This window comes from Gelidibacter maritimus (genome assembly GCF_014062315.1).
Lineage (GTDB): Bacteria > Bacteroidota > Bacteroidia > Flavobacteriales > Flavobacteriaceae > Gelidibacter > Gelidibacter maritimus.
This window is the reverse complement of record NZ_JACGLT010000012.1, coordinates 64,598-85,000: the sequence shown is the minus strand read 5'-3', so window position 1 is coordinate 85,000 and position 20,403 is coordinate 64,598. Positions and strand designations below refer to the sequence as shown.

Genomic DNA, 20,403 nt, shown 5'->3' with positions numbered 1-20,403 from the left:
TAAATAAAAACAGCCTAAATTCCGAATAGTCACACCATCTACCCTTTTAATTCATTTTAGATTGATTATTTAATTTCGTAAATTTAAACTCCTAAAATTAATATTCATGATTAATAAAAAAGTAGCAAACGTTTCGGAAGCCATGGAAGGTGTCAAAGATGATATGACCCTGATGGTGGGTGGTTTTGGACTTTGCGGAATACCTGAAAACGCCATTAATAATCTCGTAAAAATGAATGTGAAAGGCCTCACCTGCATTTCCAATAATGCTGGGGTGGATGATTTTGGATTGGGATTGTTATTGCACAAACGTCAGATCAAAAAAATGATTTCATCCTATGTGGGCGAAAATGACGAATTTGAACGGCAAATGCTTAGCGGCGAACTGGAAGTTGAATTGGTACCACAAGGTACGCTTGTAGAGCGCTGTCGTGCTGCACAATCAGGCTTTCCCGCCATTTTCACTCCTGCAGGATACGGTACGGAGGTAGCCGAAGGAAAGGAAATTAGGGAGTTTAACGGAAAAATGTATGTCTTGGAAAGAGCTTTTGAAGCAGATTTTGCTTTTGTTAAAGCATGGAAAGGTGACGCCGCTGGAAACTTGATTTTTAAAGGAACCGCCAGAAATTTTAATCCGGCCATGTGTGGCTCAGCTAAAATCACCGTTGCCGAAGTTGAAGAATTAGTGCCTGTTGGAAGCTTGGACCCGAATCAAATCCATATTCCGGGCATCTTTGTTCAGCGTATTTTCCAAGGTGAGAAGTACGAAAAAAGAATAGAGCAGTTAACGGTGAGGAAAAAGGCGTAAGCCCACGAAATTTTATCGTTGTCAATTTAACTCTCCTTGAGATAATGTGCAACCTTCAGATTTCGCTCAAGATAAACTAATCGAGATATAATTATAAATAGAGAAGATCCCCGCCTTTGCGAGGATGAAATAACTTAAACAAATGTTAGACAAAATAGGAATCGCAAAACGTATTGCCAAGGAAGTCAAAGATGGTTATTACGTCAACTTAGGCATAGGCATCCCAACTTTAGTTGCCAATTATGTTAGAGACGATATTGAAGTGGAGTTCCAAAGTGAAAATGGCGTTTTAGGAATGGGACCTTTTCCTTATGAAGGTGAAGAGGACGCAGACTTGATTAACGCAGGAAAACAAACTATTACCACGCTTCCTGGGGCCAGCTTCTTTGACTCGTCCTTGAGTTTCTCCATGATCAGGGGGCAACATGTCGATCTGACCATTTTGGGTGCCATGGAAGTTTCAGAAGAAGGTGATATTGCCAATTGGAAAATCCCAGGTAAAATGGTGAAAGGTATGGGTGGAGCCATGGATTTGGTAGCCAGTGCTCAAAATATTATTGTCGCCATGATGCATACCAACAAGGCAGGCGAATCCAAATTACTTAAAAAATGTAGTTTACCCCTTACAGGCGTCGGTTGTGTTAAAAAAATAGTAACTAATTTGGCTGTTTTAGAGGTCACTGAAGACGGATTTAAACTGTTGGAACGCGCTCCGGGCATCTCGGTTGAAGACATCAAAAAAGCCACAGAAGGCCAATTGATTGTGGATGGTGAAATTCCTGAAATGGTCCTATAATTAAGCCATACGATTTTAGATGTGAGCCATTAATATGCAAGTTCAATCAGCAGTTGAATTTGTGGATTAGTGGTTTTTTTATAAAAAACTTTGGTCAATTGAACTTTTACTTCTTCTATAAAATACGCATACAAATTGGCTAATGTGGTTTTAAGCGTATAAATCTAAGACCTAAAATTGTATTTAGGACTCCAAAATCTTCTCAGGCTTCCTAAAAAAGCAACAAACAACCTAGTTCTCACGCCTTCAATAAGTTAAATAAAATTTACGCAATATTTTAAATGTCTCGGCCGACGGCAGTTTATACGCCAACTCTTGGAAACGCTGGTCTAATTTCTTGATTAAATTCTTATTTAACTTGTAGGATTATTCCTAATAATGAGTGTTAAATGTTAAAAAACATTGTATTTCATCGAATATTTATGTTTTTGGACTGATTTATTTAAAAAAAGTTACATCTTTACAAAACCTAATTAAACCTAACTAATTAACCAGATTTACCATAAACCTAACTTATGATTAGCCCCAAATCTACCATAAATTTTGACTTATGAATACCGCTCCAAATCTACCAAAACCTACATTATCTGAAAGCAAACTATTTGAGACCTTTCAAAAAACATTAAAATTACTTAAAGGTATTTTAATGCTCACAAAAAAGATATTCATGCTTTAACCCAAGCCCCAGGGAGAAAGCATGAATTTTTTGTGAGGAATTTCACGCAGATCTATGCGTAAGGAGATATCCAATACTTCACCACGCTTCGCGAAAGAAATTTTTTTGGCCTGTTAAGATGTTAGCAAAGGCCCAAAAAGAATTGCCATAATCAATTGGTAATTATTACATAACGCGTTGCAAGAATCACCAAAATCTGAGGAGATTATTTAAATATGCTTAATCTCACTATCTTCTAATATTGAATCCCCGCGCAACCTTAAAAAAATCTGCGCTACGGCAATCGTATCTTTTTCACAATAAATAACGATCCGATCAATATCGTTGTCCTCATAATACACACGGCAGACTTCACTTCCGTCAATATCATCTTTAGGTGAAGGGATTCCGAGCACATTGGTCAATAGTTTTAGAGACGTATAATTTTTATAATCACCAAATTTCCATAAATCCATAGTGTCCAAATGCGGAACTTCCCACGGTTTTTTACCGAAGAGATTCAATTTATAGGGCAATTCAATATTATGGATAATCATGCGTCTTGCGAGATACGGAAAATCAAACTCCTTTCCATTATGGGCGCACAATAAATGCTTGGCTTGGCTGAAATGCGTTATGACTAAGTTTCTAAAGTCACTGAGAATTTTAAACTCCTCACCATAAAAAGAGGTCACTCGGAATGTTCTGATATCGCCTTGAAATTTAAAGTACCCTACTGAAATGCACACAATTTTTCCAAACTCAGCCCAGATTCCAGCACGTTCATAAAAATCCTCTGCAGAAATATCTGCTCTCTGATATTTAGATTTGAGCTCCCATAGCTCTTGTTTGGTCTTGTCTAAATCAGAGAAATAGCGTGTTTCTGGAACCGTTTCAATATCCAGGAATAAGATGTCTTCAAGATTAAGTTTGCTGATCATCGCTAATTCACCCGATCCCGATAGCTATTAGGAGAGTGTCTTTTAATTAATATGCTTTTTATATGCTTAGGTCAAAACTAATCTTGACCCATCATCTCATAGGCCTCATCAATATACGCATAAATATCGTCCGTAAAGGGCGGGCCGTCATAATCAACTTTCAGCGATTCATGGCCTAAACGCACAATAATCACGTTATCTTCAGGCTGCACAATAACGTACTGGCCAAGATGCCCACGCATCATAAAAAAGTCTCTTCCGTTATGGTTTTGGATGAGCCACCACCCGTAGCCATATTCTGGACCATCTGAGAAACGAGGCACGATGGATTTTGCAACAAAAGCCGAATCTATAATTTGTTTGCCATTCCATTTACCATGATCTTTAAACAATTTTCCATAGCGCGCAAAATCTTTGGCATTGCTGGCAATACAGCAATAGGCTTTGACCAAATCATTATCTTCACTATCCACTTGCCATAGTGTCGAATTCTCAGAGCCCAATGGTTTCCAAAAAGATTCAGATAAATAATCGTACAATTTCTTGCCTGTTGCTTTTTCAATGACCATGGCCAATAATTGGGTGTCGCCACTAGCGTATTTGAATCTTTGCCCTGGCTCATCCTCCATTTTTAACCCTAAGATCACCTTTGCTAAATCGTCGTCAAAATAGGCACGTGTGGTAATGGATAATGGTGAATAGTAAGCTTCATCCCAATTGGTGCCTGAACTCATGGTAGACAAGTCGCCTACGGTCATTCTTGCTGCCATCCCTTCGCTGAATTCCGGAAAGAAATCCCCAACAGGCTGATCTAAGCTTTTGATATGACCTTGTTCAATGGCTTTTTGCATCAATCCAGAAACATAACTTTTTGCCATAGAAAAAGAATTGGATTTGGAGTTTTCGTCAAATCCGCCATAATAGTTTTCAAACCAAATACTATCATTCTTGATAATGACATAAGCAATGGTACCTAAATCAGTATTGATGTTTTGAAGCACTTCCGTTTCTTTGGCAGAATTATATTCAGGGTGGATTGGCCAAGGTTGTGGTGTACCGTTGGCCACTTCTTCATTATCAAATTCTTTATAGTCTTCTAAATACGCCGTCGTGTGACCTTTGAGATAAATGGTCCGTACCGCTTTTAATAAATAATCAGTATCTGTAATGTATAAAATGGCTAATATGAGCACAAGTAAAATGAGGATCCATTTAAGGAACTTTGTAAGGAATTTCATAGGTTGGTGTTTAGAGGACTAAATATAGGGAATTTGTTTATGATAATTAGACCGGTTGTCAATTCTCATTTTATAAAGTAAAAAAAAGCAGCCCCTCATCAAGATGCTCATTAGGCTCAGCAAAACCTCTGCACTTATAGTATAAAGAACGCAACGTTTGATGACAGGATTCAGCATTTAAAATAACCTCAACTCACATTCTTTAGAGGCCTTACTTGATAGTTATAAGGCTAATCCTTGGTCTTTCCACCAACCACAATCACAATTTCACCTTTTGGCGGTTTTGCAGTATAATGTTGCAAGACTTCTTTTGCCGTGCCTCTGATTGTTTCCTCATATAACTTGGTCATTTCTCGAGAAACTGATACGGGTCGGTCTTCACCAAAATACTCGCAAAAATGTGTTAAGGTTTTAATGAGTTTGTGCGGACTCTCATAAAAAATAATCGTTCGTGTTTCTTCGGCCAAAAGCAATAATCGGGTCTGTCTTCCCTTTTTTACGGGTAAAAACCCTTCAAACACAAATTTATCATTGGGCATGCCGCTATTTACTAAAGCTGGAACAAACGCTGTGGCCCCAGGAAGACAATCCACTTCAATCTGATGTTCAATACAGGCACGTGTCAATAAAAATCCAGGATCAGAAATAGCTGGTGTTCCTGCATCACTAATTAATGCCACAGTGGTTCCTGATTTTATTTTTTGAACCAATAGCTCCACCGTTCTATGTTCATTGTGCATGTGATGGGATTGGGACGGCGTATTGATTTCAAAATGCTTTAAGAGTTTGCCGGAGGTACGTGTGTCTTCAGCCAAAATCAAATCGACTTGTTTTAAAACATCAACCGCTCTAAAAGTCATATCTTTTAAATTACCAATGGGCGTAGGAACAATAAATAACTTACTCATTAATTAATCAAACTTAGCCTCTATAATCTTCATAAAGCGCTCTTCAACGTCTTCTTTTCCGGACCAATTATTATAATCAGGTTTGACAATATTTTCTATTAAATTTCTAGCTTCGTCCATAGAGCTCGACGTATTGATCTGAGAAAGTACACGATCATAATCTTCCCGATGACCATCAAAAAGGTGTTTTATAAATGCAATCTTGTCGTTCAAACCAATATTGAGTCTGTTTTTAAGTTTGTCGTTTAACGATTTCTTTACCTGATCTTTGGAGTTTGGAACAGGGTCAAATACAGGCATGTTCTTGAAACCTTCAGTCAACTCTTCAAAATCGTCTTTATCTTCTTTAGGAAGTGGTTGGTCAAGAAAATTATCAATTTGTTGCGTTTCTTGAGGCATTTGAGCCACCATATCTTTAATTTTCTCCATGACAGGCTCCATAATATCATCGTCTTCGACCTCATCAAGATTGACGTAAATTTTATCGTCACGTTCAATATTGTCGCTTATTTTATTGTTAAAGGCAACATCCAACATCTCAAAAAACGAAGAATCAACACCTATGGTTGGTAACGGCTGCTCTAAATTTTCGTTGGCAAATTTCAAAACACTTAATTTCTCATATAACAATCCCACCTCGTGGTGCATCTCCTTAACGTTCTCTCTGCCTTTTAATTTTAGAATACGATGGGCAATACTCATTAATTCAGACTCCAACTTCTTCTTCATAACTTTTAACTTTAATTCTAATTTATGCTTTTGATTTTTAATAAATTTGCGCCACCTTTATAACAAACGAAGGCAAGCTTTGTTTTAGTGTTAAAATTACGAAATGTTTCTTGAAAATACAGTAAATCCTAAAGAACAATTTGGGTGGATTGAGGTTATTTGTGGCTCTATGTTCTCTGGTAAGACTGAAGAATTGATCAGGCGCCTTAAACGCGCACAGTTTGCAAAACAAAAAGTTGAAATCTTCAAACCAATCGTTGATGTGCGCTATGATCTTGATATGGTCGTATCTCATGATGCCAATGAAATTCGCTCAACTCCAGTGCCTGCCGCAGCCAATATTCCGATTTTGGCTGACGGCTGCGATGTTGTTGGTATTGACGAAGCTCAGTTTTTTGATGACGAAATCGTACGGGTTTGCAATGATTTAGCCAATAAAGGGGTTCGTGTGATCGTAGCCGGATTGGATATGGATTTCAAGGGGAATCCTTTTGGTCCCATGCCGTATTTAATGGCTACTGCCGAATATGTTACAAAAGTGCACGCTATATGCACACGCACCGGAAATCTGGCACAATACAGTTATAGAAAAGCGCAAAGCGAAGCCCTTGTACTTTTGGGTGAAGTGGATGAATATGAACCTCTAAGCAGAGCGGCATTTTATAAAGCCATGTTGAACGATAAAATAAGGGGTATGAAAGTCAAAGATGCTGTAGAATTCAACGTAAACCCAAAAGACTCCAATGCCTAAAACGCAAGAAACTGTGCTTGAAATAGACCTATCGGCCTTAAAGCATAATTATGATTACCTTAAATCCAAACTCCAAAAGAACACGAAATTTTTAGCTGTGGTCAAGGCATTTGCCTACGGGAATGATGCTGATGAAATTGCTCTTTATTTACAAAATCTGGACATTGACTATTTTGCGGTGGCCTACACTGGAGAAGGCGTGGCGTTGCGCGACGCTGGTGTAACCAAGCCTATTTTGGTGTTACACCCTCTGCCAATTGGCTTTAGCGCCATCATAGACCGTTGCTTGGAGCCGAGTATCTATAATGAAAAGGTTCTCAACAGGTTTATGCAGATGGCTTCTGATAAAAATCAGAAAAACTATCCCATACATTTAAAATTTAATACCGGACTCAACCGATTGGGTTTTTCTGAAAACGCCGTTGACGAGATTTATTCAAAATTAAACACATCGGACGTTGTTAGAGTTGAATCCATTTTTTCACATTTGGCTGCAAGTGAAGATCTATCCGAAAAAGAATTCATGCGGCATCAAATCAATACATTTAAAAATATATCAGAAAAGTTTAAAAATCTTTTTGGCTACCAACCTATGCTGCATATGTGCAATACTTCCGGTATATTAAACTATCCAGAGGCTCATTTTGATATGGTTAGAAGTGGGATAGGTTTATATGGTTTTGGAAATTCTGAAAAGGAAAACAAAAATTTCAGACCCATTGCAGCGCTGAAATCGGTTATTTCTCAGATTCATGATATTGAAAAAGGCGAAACCGTAGGCTATAACCGGGCATATAAAAGCATAGCATCCATGAAAACGGCCACCATCCCAATTGGACATGCCGATGGTATTGGCAGACCTTATGGCAAAGGCAAAGGCTATGTGATTATTGCCGGAAAAAAAGCAGCCATAATAGGAAATGTTTGCATGGATATGATTATGGTTGATGTTACGGGAATTGATTGTGAAGAGGGTGATGAAGTTATTGTATTTGATGCCACAAATACCGCCGACGAATTAGCACATTCAGCAAATACAATTTCTTACGAATTAATTACGGACATTTCGCAACGGGTGAAACGGATTATCAAAAAATAAATTCATCGTAAAAATTAACAGTTCCATATTTTTCTTATTTTAGTGACTTATTAACTAACTTAATACAATAATTATGTTAAAAGAATTCAAAGATTTTATAATGACGGGCAACGTCATTGACTTGGCCGTTGCGGTTATTCTAGCAGGTGCGGTTGGTATGGTAGTTAACGGATTTGTAAACGATATCATGATGCCTATTGTTGGTAATTTTGCTGGTGGTGTCGATTTTTCGGATTTGAAGTACGTTTTATCTCCTGCTGATGTGGATGCTGATGGTACGGTTGTTAAACCTGAAAACGCCATTATGTACGGCAACTGGGTCAACTCCATAATTAATTTGATCATAGTTGGTTTTGTATTATTCATCATTGTAAAAGCATACAATAAAACCAAAAAGCCTGCGGAGCCAGCTGCGCCATCTGGTCCATCTGAAATTGACTTATTAAAAGAAATCAGAGACGCTCTTAAAAAATAATCACGCTACACCCATATTCTAATTTAACCCGATTCAGTCAATGAATCGGGTTCTTTTTTTGTATAATCTTCTTTTAATGAGAACAAATAAATGGTTACTTTTACATCTTAATTTTTTTAATTTTTTTATTATGAAAGTAGCTGTTGTTGGCGCCACAGGTATGGTTGGCGAAGTGATGTTAAATATCCTAGAGGAGCGTAATTTCCCATTTACAGAGTTGATGCTGGTAGCTTCAGAAAGATCTGTTGGAAAAGAAATTACCTTTAAAAATAAAACACACAAAATTATTGGTCTCGCAGAAGCGGTCTCAAAAAAGCCGAATATTGCTTTCTTTTCTGCCGGAGGTGCTACCTCATTGGAATGGGCACCAAAATTTGAAGCAGTTGGCACTACGGTTATTGATAATTCATCGGCATATCGTATGGATGCTTCAAAAAAATTGATTGTTCCTGAAATCAATGCCGGACAGCTTACTAAAGACGATAAAATCATTGCAAACCCTAACTGTTCCACCACTCAGATGGTGATGGTCTTGGCACCTTTGCATAAGAAATATAAAATTAAAAGAATTGTTGTTTCCACCTATCAATCCATTACGGGAACTGGTGTAAAAGCCGTTAAACAATTGGAAAATGAATTAGCTGGGGTAAAAGGTGAAATGGCCTACCCGTATCCAATCAATAAAAACGTCATCCCACATTGCGATGTGTTTGAGGAAAACGGATACACAAAAGAAGAAATGAAATTGGTCAGGGAAACCCAGAAGATATTAGATGACCGTTCCATTGCCGTTACTGCTACTGCGGTAAGAGTTCCCACTCAAGGCGGACATAGTGAAGCCGTAAATATTGAGTTTGAAAATGATTTTGACCTTACCGAAGTTCGGAAACTATTAAGTCAAACGCCAGGTGTTGTGGTACAGGATAATCTGGATGTCAATACCTATCCAATGCCTATTTACGCCAACGGAAAAGATGATGTTTTTGTTGGACGCATCAGACGTGACGAGTCGCAACCAAACACGCTAAATTTATGGATTGTGAGTGACAATCTTAGAAAAGGGGCTGCTACCAATACCATTCAGATTGCTGAACACTTGATTAAGAATAATTTGGTATAATAGCTGAAGTCTATCTAAAATCGATTGTTATTAAACAATTTTAAAACTCTTAACATAATATTAAAAAGCCTCTTACACCTTAATGTAGGGGCTTTTTTGTTTATTTTTGAAACATAACTTTTAACACGTTTAACTTTTATGAAAAATTTAGTGCTTGCCCTGGTAGTTCTAATAACAATTACCGCCTGTAAAAACGAGAGTGAACTTAAAAAAACCAATGCTATTGCTGTGACCTATCCTGAAACCAAAACGGTAGATACCGTTGACACTTATTTTGGAGAACAAGTAAAGGATCCATACCGCTGGCTTGAAGACGACCGTAGCGAGGAAACTGGCGCATGGGTTAAAGCCCAAAATGAAGTAACTGCAGATTATTTATCCCAAATTCCATATCGGGAAGAGCTTAAAGAACGCTTAGAAGAAATTTGGAACTATGAAAAAGTTGGTGCTCCTTTCATTGAGGGAGAGTATACCTATTATTATAAAAACGACGGACTGCAAAACCAATCGGTTATTTACAGAAAGAAAACTGGCGAAGACAACGAGGAAGTCTTTTTAGATCCTAATACCTTCAGTAAAGACGGTACTATTTCTTTAGGTGGTCTTAATTTCTCCAAAAACGGAAAACTTGCCGCATATCAAATTTCTGAAGGTGGAAGCGATTGGCGTAAAGTGATCATTATGGATGTCGAATCCAAAGAGCAAATTGAAGACACCATTGTAGATGTAAAATTTAGTGGTATCTCATGGAAAAACAATGATGGCTTCTACTATTCTAGTTATGACAAGCCTACTGGCAGTGAGCTTTCTGCTAAAACAGACCAGCATAAGCTCTTTTATCATAAATTAGGAACCTCGCAGCGTCAAGACCAATTGATTTATGGTGGCACCGAAGCAGAGAAACATCGTTATGTTAGTGGCAGCGTAACTGAAGACGGCAACTATCTCTTCATCTATCCGAGAAACTCCACATCTGGAACAAAAGTTTTAATGCAGAATTTATCGCAACCAAACAGTAAAATGGTTACTATTTTGGACAACTCTGATAGCGATACTCGTATAATTGAAAATGTTGGCAGTAAACTTTATTTAATTACCAATAGAAATGCTCCCAACCAAAAGGTGGTTACTGTTGACGCCTCAAATCCAAGTCCTGAAAACTGGAAGGATTTAATTCCTGAAACAGAAAACGTATTACGCGTCTCTACCGGTAGCGGGTACCTTTTTGCGAGCTATATGGTGGATGCAGTGTCTAAAGTAAAGCAATACGACTATGATGGCAAATTGGTAAGAGAGATTGAATTACCAGGGGTTGGAAGTGCCGGCGGCTTTGGTGGTAAAAAAGAAGATGAGGTTATTTATTATTCATTTTCCAATTATATCACGCCAAGCACCATCTATACTTTAGACCCTAAAACAGGAGCTTCTGAAGTTTATATAAAACCAGGAATCAATTTTAATGCGGACGATTATACAAGCGAACAAGTGTTTTACACCTCAAAGGACGGTACTAAAGTACCGATGATTATCTCTTATAAAAAGGGCATCGAGCTTAACGGTAAAAACCCTACTATTCTTTATAGTTACGGTGGATTCAATATTTCGCTGACCCCATCATTCAGTATTGCAAATGCCGTGTGGATGGAACAAGGTGGTATTTATGCTGTTCCAAATATCCGTGGTGGTGGAGAGTATGGTAAAAAATGGCATGATGCGGGAACTAAACTGGAAAAACAAAATGTGTTTGACGACTTCATCGCTGCCGCGGAATACTTGATAGATAATAACTATACGTCTTCAGATTATTTAGCCATAAGAGGTGGTTCCAACGGTGGTCTTTTAGTTGGTGCTACTATGACCCAACGTCCAGATTTAGTCAAAGTAGCTATTCCTGCTGTTGGGGTTTTGGATATGTTGCGCTACCACACCTTTACATCTGGAGCTGGCTGGGCTTATGATTATGGGACCTCCGAGGACAATAAAGAGATGTTTGATTACTTAAAAGGCTATTCGCCTATCCATAACGTTAAAGAGGGCGTAGAATACCCTGCAACAATGATTACAACAGGAGACCATGATGACCGTGTGGTACCTGCGCACAGTTTTAAATTTGCTGCAGAACTGCAAAGCAAGCAGACAGGAACCAATCCAACCTTAATCAGAATTGAAACTGATGCCGGACATGGTGCTGGAACTCCGGTGAGCAAAACTATAGAGCAATACGCTGATATTTTTGGATTTGCCCTTTATAATATGGGCTTTAAAGTACTTCCAAACACAACTAAATCAAAAGTTAAAGGATAATCACTCTAAATTTGATATTCAGACCTGTCAGCTTTTTATTCCCGATACATCGGAACTGACAGGTCTCTTTACAACCTATAAATGCTAAAAGTCCAAAATATTACCTTCAGTTACACTAAAAAAGGTGCAGCTAATCCTGTGCTCAATAAGCTCAACTTTTCTGTCAATAGAGGTGAGCATATATCTATTATTGGTGAAAGTGGTTCTGGAAAATCAACACTTTTAAAAGTGATTTATGGTGAATATGACTTAAATGAAGGACAAATTTTCTGGAATGATACTGAAATTTTAGGCCCAAAATATAATCTTGTGGTAGGCTATGATTTCATGAAGTATGTTGCTCAAGAATTTGACTTAATGCCATTTATAACAGTTGAAGAAAATATTGGCAAACACCTCTCCAATTTCTTTCCGAAAGAAAAAAAAGAACGCGTTCAGGAGCTTTTGGAAGTGGTCGAGTTAGAAGATTTTGCTAAAACCAAAGTGAAGACTTTAAGCGGTGGGCAAAAGCAACGTGTAGCCTTAGCAAGAGCTCTTGCAAAACAACCCGAAATCATCTTATTAGACGAACCGTTTAGCCACATTGACAACTTTCATAAACAATCCTTGCGAAGAAGTGTCTTTAACTATTTAAAAGAAAAAAATATCGCTTGTATCGTAGCTACTCATGATAGTGAAGATGTATTGGCTTTTGCAGACAGGATGATGGTCTTGCACGATTCGGAAGTTATCGCCAACAAATCGCCTCAAGCACTTTATAAAGACCCAGAAATGCCCTTAACGGCATCATTTTTCGGCGAATTTAATCTCATTAACGATCGAATCATCTATGCCCATCAACTTCAAATTGTTGAGACATCAGATTTAAAAGTTAGAGTCCACCGCAATTACTTTAAGGGTCACTATTATTTGATTGAAGGATATACCGATGAAGATATTATTTTTTTCGAAAATAAGTCTAAGCTTGAAATCGATCAAGAAGTTTATTTAACGAGTGTTCCATAACACTTTAATTTGAATACATTTTTATAAAAAAATACTTCAACCTTAATCGATATATTCAGACCTCAGAGGCTCTTAGAACCTGCCGGATATTTTATAGAACACTTATCCAACCGATTCAATCACAAACTTGCTATCCCGAAAAACGATGGCATCTCTAAATGTTTTCCCCATCAGAAGCAATCCAATTGGTGTATTTGGAGAAATTGCAAAAAACAGTTGTGAATTAACTGTTATTTGGCCTGCACTTATCGCCATAAAATAATTGGCTTTTGTTGTAAACACAACGCTTCCCAAACCTATTATTTCAGAAGACTTTGTCACATCAATTTTGGACAAGGTGGCTTTTAGTTTTTCTACTTCTGCCAATTGCTGCCCTGCTTTTTCCCGTTCCAATTGCAACATTGCTCTTCCGGTTTCGTATTTGTCTCCAGCACTACTTTTGGTCTCCGAGCTCAAGGACTCTTGGATATCATATATCTGATTCTGAATTTTAGCATACCGATCTTCAACAAAATCGACACATTTTGCATAAAGTTCATGCTTCAGTTGGAGATCATTTTTCATCTTTCTTCTCATAATTTAAAGCACCATAAAAACGCATCTGTTTCATGATCCACAATTTCCGACCAGCAATATAGTTTGTGGGCGGATTGGCACGATACATTAATGGTCGGGGTAAGATAGCCGCAATGGCAGAAGCCTCACTTTTACTCAATTTAGAGGCCGATTTCTGAAACCAAAATTGAGAAGCCGCTTCAGCACCATAAATGCCATTTCCCATCTCAATACTGTTTAAATAAACCTCCATAATACGTTTCTTGGACCAAATTAATTCGATCCAAAACGTGACATAGGTTTCCATTCCCTTTCTGAGCCAACTCCGTTGTGGCCATAAAAACACGTTTTTTGCAGTCTGCTGGCTAATGGTACTGCCGCCCCTCACCTTTCCACTTTTCTGGTTGCTTTCAAATGCCTTTTCGATGGCTTTCAGGTCAAAACCATTGTGCTTTAAAAAATTCTGATCTTCACTACAAATCACCGCCAATTGTAAGTTTTCGGATATCTCATCAATAGACACCCAATTGTGTTTCCAAACGGTTTCTTTTTTTGCCTCCTTCTGTTCAAAATACCTGATGACCATCAGAGGCGTTACTGGGACAGGCACCCATTTAAAAACAACCACCCCAAATATTGGAAGGACCAAGAGCCATAAAAGAATTTTGAATAGAAATCTGAATATTTTTTTCATGGATTTTTCAATTTACATCTTCATTCAAATTGATGTCAATGCAACTTATTAGTTCACCAAATTAGCTAATTCTCTACCCACATGGCTGCCAATGGCAATGCCCATACCACCTAATCTAACGCCACAAAACACCTTATTGCTTAACTGTTTTACAATCGGCTTTTTAGTGCTACCAACGCCCATAATACCACTCCATCTGTGTTCGATTTCAAAAGGCGTGTTTGGTAAAATTGTTGTGTTCAAAAGCTCTTCCAGCTTATTTTGAATAATTACAGTCTGTCCCATTTCTGTAGTTTCTTCGGTTTTGAAATCGAGATTTCGTCCACCACCCAACAAAATTCGCGAATCAATATTACGAAAATAATAGAACCCTTTATCGAGATGAAAAGTCCCCTTAATTTTTAAGGCGGTGATAGGCTTTGTGACTACAACTTGTGCTCTTGCTGGTTTCACCTCCGCATGAATCAATTGTGATGCAAAGCCATTGGTACAGAAAAGCAATTGATTTGTTTTAAAATCAAATGTATCAGTTTTGACATACACATTATTACCTGATTCTTCAAAATGATTTACAGCAACTGAATTAAGGATTGAAATATTTTTTTTCATAACCAAATCAGTGAGTGATCGCATCATTTTCCCGGGATCAATTTGTCCTTCAAAAGGTGTAAAACTTAGTTGTTTTCGAATGTTTTGAAAATTGAAGACATTCTCTTTAATCTGAAAAAAATCGGTCTTAAACTGTTGCTTTAAGAGTGCATTCACTTTGGCCATTTGCGACATGCAATGCTCATAACCTTCATGGTCGTGATGATCAAACAGTTCGTAACCGCCATACTGTTGATAGTCGATTGCTTTATCAGATAAAGTTTTCCGTAATAATGAAAGACCTTTGCGCCATTTCTCGATCAATTTTATAACTTCATCCTCAGAATGTGTATTCAGATCATCCAAAATCTCACTGAGGCTTCCAAAACATGCAAAACCAGCATTTTTAGTACTCGCTCCTTGTGGTAAAAACCCTCGTTTAAGAATAACAATAGTAGCTTTCGGGAAACGTTCCCTCAACCGTAATTCACAATTGAGCCCAACAATTCCGCTGCCAACAATGGTATAATCAATATTGGAGAGGTAGTTTTTTATTTCCCAATAGGAGAGGTTCATGGGTTGGCTCGTTTGTATCTTCTTGTTTCCAAGAGATATAAGCTTAACTAGTTTAGAATTAGAGAATAAAATAAAACTCCGAAATTTCTTTCGGAGTCTGTATTGTTAGTCTTCAACTGGAGCTTCCATTTTGAAGCTTTCCATAAATTTGGTGGTATAATTACCAGCTAAATAATCTGGATGATCCATTAATTGCCTATGAAAAGGGATGGTTGTTTTGATCCCTTCAATAACGAATTCGTCCAAAGCACGTTTCATCTTACTAATGGCCTCATCACGTGTTTGCGCAGTAGTAATCAACTTTGCAATCATGGAGTCATAGTTTGGAGGAATTGTATAGCCTGAATACACGTGCGTATCCAAACGGACGCCGTGGCCACCTGGCGCATGAAGCGTTGTTATCTTCCCTGGCGATGGTCTGAAATCGTTATACGGATCTTCCGCATTGATGCGACATTCGATCGAATGTAATTTTGGTGTATAATTCTTTCCCGAAATTGGCACGCCTGCTGCAACAAGAATCTGCTCTCTAATTAAGTCAAAATCAATAACCTGCTCAGTGATAGGATGCTCTACCTGAATACGGGTGTTCATCTCCATAAAATAGAATTTTCGATGTTTATCTACCAAAAATTCAATAGTTCCTGCACCTTCATATTTAATATATTCTGCCGCTCTCACAGCTGCAAGTCCCATTTCATTTCGAAGTTCATCAGTCATAAATGGTGATGGGGTTTCTTCAGTCAGTTTTTGATGGCGACGTTGAATGGAGCAATCACGTTCTGATAAATGACAAGCTTTTCCAGCAGAATCACCTACAATCTGTATTTCGATATGGCGTGGCTCTTCAATAAGTTTTTCCAGATACATGGCATCATTACCGAAAGCTGCTCTGGCCTCATGACGTGCAGAATCCCAAGCATCCTTAAGTTTTTCCAATTTCCAAACGGCACGCATCCCTTTTCCACCTCCACCTGCTGTAGCCTTTAACATGACTGGAAAGCCCATTTCAATGGATAGCTTTTCAGTCTGCTCATAAGACTCTAATATACCATCACTTCCAGGAACACATGGGACATTTGCTTTCTTCATGGTCGCTTTGGCCGAAGCCTTATCTCCCATTCTTTCAATCATCTCTGCGGAAGCACCAATAAACTTAATATTATGCTCTTCACATATTTTTGAAAACTTCGAATTTTCAGATAAAAATCCGTAACCAGGATGTATGGCATCAGCGTTGGTAATCTCAGCTGCTGCAATAATATTGGACATTTTCAAATAAGACTCATTACTTGGCGGCGGTCCAATGCAGACCGCTTCATCTGCAAATTTAACATGCAGACTTTCGGCATCAGCAGTAGAATAGACAGCTACAGTCTTGATGCCCATCTCCTTACAGGTTCTGATAATGCGCAGCGCAATTTCGCCTCTATTGGCTATTAATATTTTTTTAAACATATTTTTCGGTTTAAGAGTTTATGGTTTATTGTTTACGAGTCAGCGTTTAAACCGCTACACTTTTAACTTCTAAACTTCTAAACTTCGAATTATGATGGATCAACTAAAAATAATGGCTGATCAAATTCAACCGGAGAAGAATCGTCAACTAAAATTTTAACTATCTTTCCTGAAACCTCTGATTCAATTTCATTGAATAATTTCATCGCCTCGATCACACATAAAACATCACCTTCCTTTATGGTTTTCCCCACTTCAACAAACACTGGCTTGTCTGGTGAAGGCTTACGATAAAACGTTCCAATAATTGGCGACTTGATAGTGATATACTTTGAATTCTCATCTGCGGCAGGCGCTGCAATTGGTTCTGCTGCTACTGCGGGTGCCGGAGCCTGTGCTACCGGAGCAGAGCCCATCGGAATTTGTTGTACATACGTTGTGGACTCTCCTTTTTTATCTTCTTTACCCGTTTTAATGGTAATTTTGACATCTTCCATCTCCAATTTAACCTCACTTGCGCCAGATTTTGCAACAAACTTGATTAAGTTTTGAATTTCTTTTATATCCATAATAATTAGAATTTAAATATTTAAAGATTAGTTAGTTTATGCATTATAAGCCCAAGTAAGGTAGACTGAGCCCCAAGTAAAACCACCTCCAAAAGCTACAAATATCAATTTGTCTCCTTTTTTAAGTTGTTTTTCGTAGTCAAATAATAGCAAAGGCAATGTTGCCGAAGTTGTGTTTCCATATTTATGGATGTTCATCATGACTTTGCTATCTTCTAAATCAATTCTGCTTGCTGTAGCATCAATGATTCGTTTATTAGCTTGATGCGGTACCAACCAAGATACATCATCTTTTTGAAGATTATTTCTGTCCAGTATTTTTTCGGTAACGTCGGCCATATTAAAGACAGCATTCTTAAAAACCATCTTTCCTTCCTGAAAAATATAATGTTTTCCTTCAGCTACAGCTTCTGGTGTTGATGGATATGACGAACCTCCATAAGTAGCTTGAAGAAATTCTCTGCCCGATCCGTCACTTCGCAACAACTCATCCTGAAGCCCGTAACCCTCAGTATTGGGTTCAAACAGAACAGCACCGGCACCATCTCCAAAGATGATACACGTGGCTCGGTCTTCATAATTAATCATTGATGAGTTCTTATCTGCACCAATTAATAATACTTTTTTATATTTTCCCGATTCAATATAACGGGCAGCGACGGACATTCCATATAAAAAGCTGGAACATGCAGCTTCCAAGTCGAATGAAAATGCATTTACTGCACCAATTTGCGTAGCTGTATAAGCAGCTGTAGCAGCAGCTTTCATGTCTGGTGTAGCAGTGGCCACAATAACCAATTCTATTTCTTTTGGATCTAAGCCTTTTTTATCAATCAGATCTTGAGCGGCTTTGATGGCTAAATAAGAAGTGCCTTTACCGTCTTCTTTGAGAATTCTTCGTTCTTTTATTCCGGTTCTACTGGTTATCCATTCGTCATTGGTATCGACTAAGGTTTCCAAAATTTGGTTGGTCAACACATATTCAGGCACATATCCTCCTATGGCAGTGATTGCAGCAGTGATTTTACTCATTGTTTTGTTTTAGAAATGACCTAAAATTTGACCAAAATAAGCCAAAAGCAGTAAATTATAGTTGAATTTACTAATTTTTCAGTCAAATATGATGCAAATTAAGTTGTTTTTAAGACTTTCAAAAATTAAACACAAAAAAAACGCCCAGGTGTGAGCGTTTTTTAGTATGCGTGCATAATAGTTATGCTAAATTTTCCTCGTTTTCAGAGTTGTCTATAAGCACTTGACCTCTGTAGTAAAGTTTTCCTTCGTGCCAATGAGCTCTATGGAATAGGTGCGCTTCTCCTGTAGTAGGACACGTTGCAATTGTAGGAACAACTGCTTTATAATGTGTTCTTCTTTTATCTCTTCTAGTTTTAGAAATTTTTCTTTTAGGATGTGCCATTTTATATCGTTATTATTTGTCCGTTAATAGTTGTTTTAATGTATTCCAACGAGGATCTATTTCCTCTGTTTCTTCTTTTTCTTCTGAGTCTTTAGGACTTAGTTCTTTTAATTTCTCAAGTATTTCTGATTTCAAGGTACCATCTTCAATTCCAGGATGAATACGTTTTATTGGCAAAGCCAAGATAATCAATTCGTAAATGTACTGAGCCACATTTAACTCAAACTCACCGTGGGGAATGATTAATATATTCTCATTTTCGTCGTTGTACTCATCTCCAAACTTTACAACTAAATTAAAATCGTCTTCAATCTCCTGGTTATAAGGTTCATTAGAGGTGTCACAATTGACATTTACTGTACCTGAAACCTCGAAATCCAATTCTAAAAGTGTCGCTTTCTTTTCAAAAAGCAAATTCAATGTTACATCGACGTCATTAAAATCATCATACTCAAAATGCTCAAAGAACTTTTTATCAATTTGATAATCAAAATGGTGCTTTCCTAATTTTAATCCTACAAATTGTATGTCATACTCTTTTAAGGGCTTCATGGTCACATTCATTTTGAGCCTGCAAATATAGAAAATTTTTCTTATTAGAAAAAAGCTATTAACAAAAAATGTTTACATCTTTTTAGACGCTTTTTTTAGTGGATTTTTGGTCAGTTTTTTATACTCCTTTCTGTTCTTATAAACCTCAATTGCCGTAAAAACAGCTGCTTTGAAAGAGCTTTCATCCGCAATTCCTTTTCCCGCAATTTCAAAGGCTGTTCCGTGATCTGGCGATGTTCTTACTTTGCTCAATCCCGCAGTATAGTTGACACCTTCCCCAAAAGTAATGGTTTTAAAAGGAATCAACCCTTGATCGTGATAAGAGGCGATGATCGCATCAAAATTTTGATAGTTTTTAGATCCAAAAAAACTATCTGCAGAATAAGGCCCGTAGACTAATTTTCCTCGGTCTCTAATTTTTTGAAGTGCAGGTTTTAAGATATCTTCGTCCTCTTTACCGATAACGCCATGATCTCCGGCATGGGGATTAATGCCTAAAACGGCAATTTTTGGTCCATTCACTCGAAAATCCTTAACTAACGAATCATAAACAGTTTGCACTTTCTCTTCAATAAGCTTTGCATTAATATGCTGTGGCACGTCCTTAACTGGCACATGGTCTGTCAGTAATCCAATCTTAAGATTTTCAGTGACCATAAACATGAGACTGTTACCTCCAAGTTCCTGAGCCAGATAATTGGTATGTCCAGGAAAATTAAACCGCTCTGACTGAATGGTGAGTTTATTAATAGGTGCTGTTACCAAAACGTCTATCTCATCGTTTTTTAAGGCCTCTGTAGCCTTTTCCAACGATTTAATTGCATATTCACCAGCTTTTAAATCCTCTTCTCCAAAGGCAATCTCAACAGTTTCCTTCCAGACATTTAGAACGTTCACTTTGGCTTCAACCACTTGATTCAAATTATTAATGCCATGAAAATTGATGCCGCTGTCAAAATGTTTCTTAAAAAAGGACAAGGTTTTTATAGAAGCAAAAATTATAGGGGTACAGAACTCAAGCATTCTGGAGTCTTCAAACGTTTTTAAAATGATTTCTGCTCCAATACCGTTTAAGTCACCTATTGAAATGCCCACTCTAATTTGCTCTTCTTTTTTCATTCTGATTTAAATTATCCTAGTATTACGACAGCTAAAATGGAACCCC

General features: G+C 37.7%; 21 protein-coding genes. 8 read left to right on the top strand and 13 right to left on the bottom strand.

All coding sequences use genetic code 11. The features are described from left to right. Positions 1 to 106 precede the first annotated feature (106 nt). Positions 107 to 808 carry a CoA transferase subunit A gene (locus tag H3Z82_RS14410; RefSeq protein WP_182206211.1) on the top strand — a complete coding sequence of 234 codons (702 nt, stop codon included), beginning with the start codon at positions 107 to 109 and terminating at the stop codon, positions 806 to 808. A 142-nt stretch (positions 809 to 950) separates the two neighbouring features. Next, positions 951 to 1,604 carry a 3-oxoacid CoA-transferase subunit B gene (locus H3Z82_RS14405; RefSeq protein WP_182206210.1) on the top strand — a complete coding sequence of 218 codons (654 nt, stop codon included), beginning with the start codon at positions 951 to 953 and terminating at the stop codon, positions 1,602 to 1,604. Positions 1,605 to 2,489: 885 nt separating this feature from the next. Here H3Z82_RS14405 and H3Z82_RS14400 read toward each other — a convergent pair. From H3Z82_RS14400 to H3Z82_RS14385, 4 genes are all read right to left on the bottom strand, one after another. Beyond that, positions 2,490 to 3,200, bottom strand: a complete 711-nt coding sequence (locus H3Z82_RS14400; RefSeq protein WP_182206209.1) for a 3'-5' exonuclease — start codon at positions 3,198 to 3,200, stop codon at positions 2,490 to 2,492. A gap of 77 nt (positions 3,201 to 3,277) precedes the next feature. After that, a complete protein-coding gene (locus H3Z82_RS14395) occupies positions 3,278 to 4,438 on the bottom strand; it encodes a serine hydrolase domain-containing protein (protein ID WP_182206208.1) in 1,161 nt (386 codons plus the stop codon). A 230-nt stretch (positions 4,439 to 4,668) separates the two neighbouring features. Next, entirely contained in the window at positions 4,669 to 5,346 is a 678-nt protein-coding gene (gene rsmI / locus H3Z82_RS14390) for a 16S rRNA (cytidine(1402)-2'-O)-methyltransferase (RefSeq protein WP_182206207.1), read from the bottom strand. A 3-nt stretch (positions 5,347 to 5,349) separates the two neighbouring features. Next, positions 5,350 to 6,075, bottom strand: coding sequence for a hypothetical protein (locus H3Z82_RS14385; RefSeq protein WP_182206206.1), 726 nt, complete (start codon positions 6,073 to 6,075; stop codon positions 5,350 to 5,352). A gap of 103 nt (positions 6,076 to 6,178) precedes the next feature. Between H3Z82_RS14385 and H3Z82_RS14380 the strand changes: the two genes are divergently transcribed. The 6 genes from H3Z82_RS14380 (at position 6,179) to H3Z82_RS14355 (ending at position 12,829) form a co-directional block, all read left to right on the top strand. After that, positions 6,179 to 6,826, top strand: coding sequence for a thymidine kinase (locus H3Z82_RS14380; RefSeq protein WP_182206205.1), 648 nt, complete (start codon positions 6,179 to 6,181; stop codon positions 6,824 to 6,826). After that, entirely contained in the window at positions 6,819 to 7,925 is a 1,107-nt protein-coding gene (alr, locus tag H3Z82_RS14375) for an alanine racemase (protein WP_182206204.1), read from the top strand. Before H3Z82_RS14380 ends, alr begins: the two co-directional genes overlap by 8 nt. A gap of 73 nt (positions 7,926 to 7,998) precedes the next feature. After that, positions 7,999 to 8,400 carry a large conductance mechanosensitive channel protein MscL gene (gene mscL, locus H3Z82_RS14370; protein ID WP_182206203.1) on the top strand — a complete coding sequence of 134 codons (402 nt, stop codon included), beginning with the start codon at positions 7,999 to 8,001 and terminating at the stop codon, positions 8,398 to 8,400. A 130-nt stretch (positions 8,401 to 8,530) separates the two neighbouring features. Further along, complete coding sequence (locus H3Z82_RS14365) at positions 8,531 to 9,520, top strand: aspartate-semialdehyde dehydrogenase (RefSeq protein ID WP_182206202.1); 990 nt, start codon at positions 8,531 to 8,533, stop codon at positions 9,518 to 9,520. Positions 9,521 to 9,658: 138 nt separating this feature from the next. Then, positions 9,659 to 11,824 carry a prolyl oligopeptidase family serine peptidase gene (locus H3Z82_RS14360; RefSeq protein ID WP_182206201.1) on the top strand — a complete coding sequence of 722 codons (2,166 nt, stop codon included), beginning with the start codon at positions 9,659 to 9,661 and terminating at the stop codon, positions 11,822 to 11,824. A gap of 81 nt (positions 11,825 to 11,905) precedes the next feature. Beyond that, complete coding sequence (locus tag H3Z82_RS14355) at positions 11,906 to 12,829, top strand: ABC transporter ATP-binding protein (protein ID WP_182206200.1); 924 nt, start codon at positions 11,906 to 11,908, stop codon at positions 12,827 to 12,829. Between the two features lie 102 nt (positions 12,830 to 12,931). Here H3Z82_RS14355 and H3Z82_RS14350 read toward each other — a convergent pair whose 3' ends face one another. From H3Z82_RS14350 to pdxA, 9 genes are all read right to left on the bottom strand, one after another. Beyond that, entirely contained in the window at positions 12,932 to 13,393 is a 462-nt protein-coding gene (locus H3Z82_RS14350; RefSeq protein WP_182206199.1) for a 3-oxoacyl-ACP synthase, read from the bottom strand. Continuing rightward, a complete protein-coding gene (gene mtgA, locus H3Z82_RS14345) occupies positions 13,383 to 14,078 on the bottom strand; it encodes a monofunctional biosynthetic peptidoglycan transglycosylase (protein ID WP_182206198.1) in 696 nt (231 codons plus the stop codon). Before mtgA ends, H3Z82_RS14350 begins: the two co-directional genes overlap by 11 nt. A 48-nt stretch (positions 14,079 to 14,126) precedes the next feature. Then, on the bottom strand, positions 14,127 to 15,242 hold the full coding sequence (locus H3Z82_RS14340; protein ID WP_182206197.1) for an NAD(P)/FAD-dependent oxidoreductase: 1,116 nt from the start codon (positions 15,240 to 15,242) through the stop codon (positions 14,127 to 14,129). A gap of 105 nt (positions 15,243 to 15,347) precedes the next feature. Next, positions 15,348 to 16,700 (bottom strand): acetyl-CoA carboxylase biotin carboxylase subunit, encoded by a 1,353-nt coding sequence (accC, locus tag H3Z82_RS14335; protein ID WP_182206196.1) that lies wholly within the window; start codon positions 16,698 to 16,700, stop codon positions 15,348 to 15,350. An 89-nt stretch (positions 16,701 to 16,789) separates the two neighbouring features. Further along, positions 16,790 to 17,269: an acetyl-CoA carboxylase biotin carboxyl carrier protein gene (accB, locus tag H3Z82_RS14330; RefSeq protein WP_182206195.1), complete on the bottom strand. Its 480-nt coding sequence runs from the start codon at positions 17,267 to 17,269 to the stop codon at positions 16,790 to 16,792. Between the two features lie 36 nt (positions 17,270 to 17,305). After that, a complete protein-coding gene (locus H3Z82_RS14325) occupies positions 17,306 to 18,301 on the bottom strand; it encodes a beta-ketoacyl-ACP synthase III (RefSeq protein ID WP_182206194.1) in 996 nt (331 codons plus the stop codon). A 181-nt stretch (positions 18,302 to 18,482) separates the two neighbouring features. Beyond that, positions 18,483 to 18,686 carry a 50S ribosomal protein L32 gene (gene rpmF / locus H3Z82_RS14320; protein ID WP_182206193.1) on the bottom strand — a complete coding sequence of 68 codons (204 nt, stop codon included), beginning with the start codon at positions 18,684 to 18,686 and terminating at the stop codon, positions 18,483 to 18,485. Between the two features lie 12 nt (positions 18,687 to 18,698). After that, the gene (locus H3Z82_RS14315; RefSeq protein WP_182206192.1) at positions 18,699 to 19,238 is read right to left on the bottom strand and encodes a YceD family protein; all 540 of its coding nucleotides are present in this window, start codon (positions 19,236 to 19,238) and stop codon (positions 18,699 to 18,701) included. A 72-nt stretch (positions 19,239 to 19,310) separates the two neighbouring features. Next, on the bottom strand, positions 19,311 to 20,357 hold the full coding sequence (gene pdxA, locus H3Z82_RS14310; RefSeq protein ID WP_182206191.1) for a 4-hydroxythreonine-4-phosphate dehydrogenase PdxA: 1,047 nt from the start codon (positions 20,355 to 20,357) through the stop codon (positions 19,311 to 19,313). Positions 20,358 to 20,403: the final 46 nt, after the last annotated feature.

What these genes read in the sequence shown, in the direction of transcription:
- H3Z82_RS14410 (WP_182206211.1), top strand. Translation starts at nt 107, where the DNA reads ATGATTAATAAAAAAGTAGCAAACGTTTCGGAAGCCATGGAAGGTGTC.
- rpmF (WP_182206193.1), bottom strand. Translation starts at nt 18,686, where the DNA reads ATGGCACATCCTAAAAGAAAAATTTCTAAAACTAGAAGAGATAAAAGA.
- H3Z82_RS14385 (WP_182206206.1), bottom strand. Translation starts at nt 6,075, where the DNA reads ATGAAGAAGAAGTTGGAGTCTGAATTAATGAGTATTGCCCATCGTATT.
- mtgA (WP_182206198.1), bottom strand. Translation starts at nt 14,078, where the DNA reads ATGAAAAAAATATTCAGATTTCTATTCAAAATTCTTTTATGGCTCTTG.
- H3Z82_RS14350 (WP_182206199.1), bottom strand. Translation starts at nt 13,393, where the DNA reads ATGAAAAATGATCTCCAACTGAAGCATGAACTTTATGCAAAATGTGTC.
- H3Z82_RS14395 (WP_182206208.1), bottom strand. Translation starts at nt 4,438, where the DNA reads ATGAAATTCCTTACAAAGTTCCTTAAATGGATCCTCATTTTACTTGTG.
- pdxA (WP_182206191.1), bottom strand. Translation starts at nt 20,357, where the DNA reads ATGAAAAAAGAAGAGCAAATTAGAGTGGGCATTTCAATAGGTGACTTA.
- alr (WP_182206204.1), top strand. Translation starts at nt 6,819, where the DNA reads ATGCCTAAAACGCAAGAAACTGTGCTTGAAATAGACCTATCGGCCTTA.
- H3Z82_RS14400 (WP_182206209.1), bottom strand. Translation starts at nt 3,200, where the DNA reads ATGATCAGCAAACTTAATCTTGAAGACATCTTATTCCTGGATATTGAA.
- H3Z82_RS14340 (WP_182206197.1), bottom strand. Translation starts at nt 15,242, where the DNA reads ATGAACCTCTCCTATTGGGAAATAAAAAACTACCTCTCCAATATTGAT.
- mscL (WP_182206203.1), top strand. Translation starts at nt 7,999, where the DNA reads ATGTTAAAAGAATTCAAAGATTTTATAATGACGGGCAACGTCATTGAC.
- accB (WP_182206195.1), bottom strand. Translation starts at nt 17,269, where the DNA reads ATGGATATAAAAGAAATTCAAAACTTAATCAAGTTTGTTGCAAAATCT.
- H3Z82_RS14315 (WP_182206192.1), bottom strand. Translation starts at nt 19,238, where the DNA reads ATGAAGCCCTTAAAAGAGTATGACATACAATTTGTAGGATTAAAATTA.
- H3Z82_RS14360 (WP_182206201.1), top strand. Translation starts at nt 9,659, where the DNA reads ATGAAAAATTTAGTGCTTGCCCTGGTAGTTCTAATAACAATTACCGCC.
- H3Z82_RS14365 (WP_182206202.1), top strand. Translation starts at nt 8,531, where the DNA reads ATGAAAGTAGCTGTTGTTGGCGCCACAGGTATGGTTGGCGAAGTGATG.
- accC (WP_182206196.1), bottom strand. Translation starts at nt 16,700, where the DNA reads ATGTTTAAAAAAATATTAATAGCCAATAGAGGCGAAATTGCGCTGCGC.
- H3Z82_RS14405 (WP_182206210.1), top strand. Translation starts at nt 951, where the DNA reads ATGTTAGACAAAATAGGAATCGCAAAACGTATTGCCAAGGAAGTCAAA.
- H3Z82_RS14380 (WP_182206205.1), top strand. Translation starts at nt 6,179, where the DNA reads ATGTTTCTTGAAAATACAGTAAATCCTAAAGAACAATTTGGGTGGATT.
- H3Z82_RS14325 (WP_182206194.1), bottom strand. Translation starts at nt 18,301, where the DNA reads ATGAGTAAAATCACTGCTGCAATCACTGCCATAGGAGGATATGTGCCT.
- rsmI (WP_182206207.1), bottom strand. Translation starts at nt 5,346, where the DNA reads ATGAGTAAGTTATTTATTGTTCCTACGCCCATTGGTAATTTAAAAGAT.
- H3Z82_RS14355 (WP_182206200.1), top strand. Translation starts at nt 11,906, where the DNA reads ATGCTAAAAGTCCAAAATATTACCTTCAGTTACACTAAAAAAGGTGCA.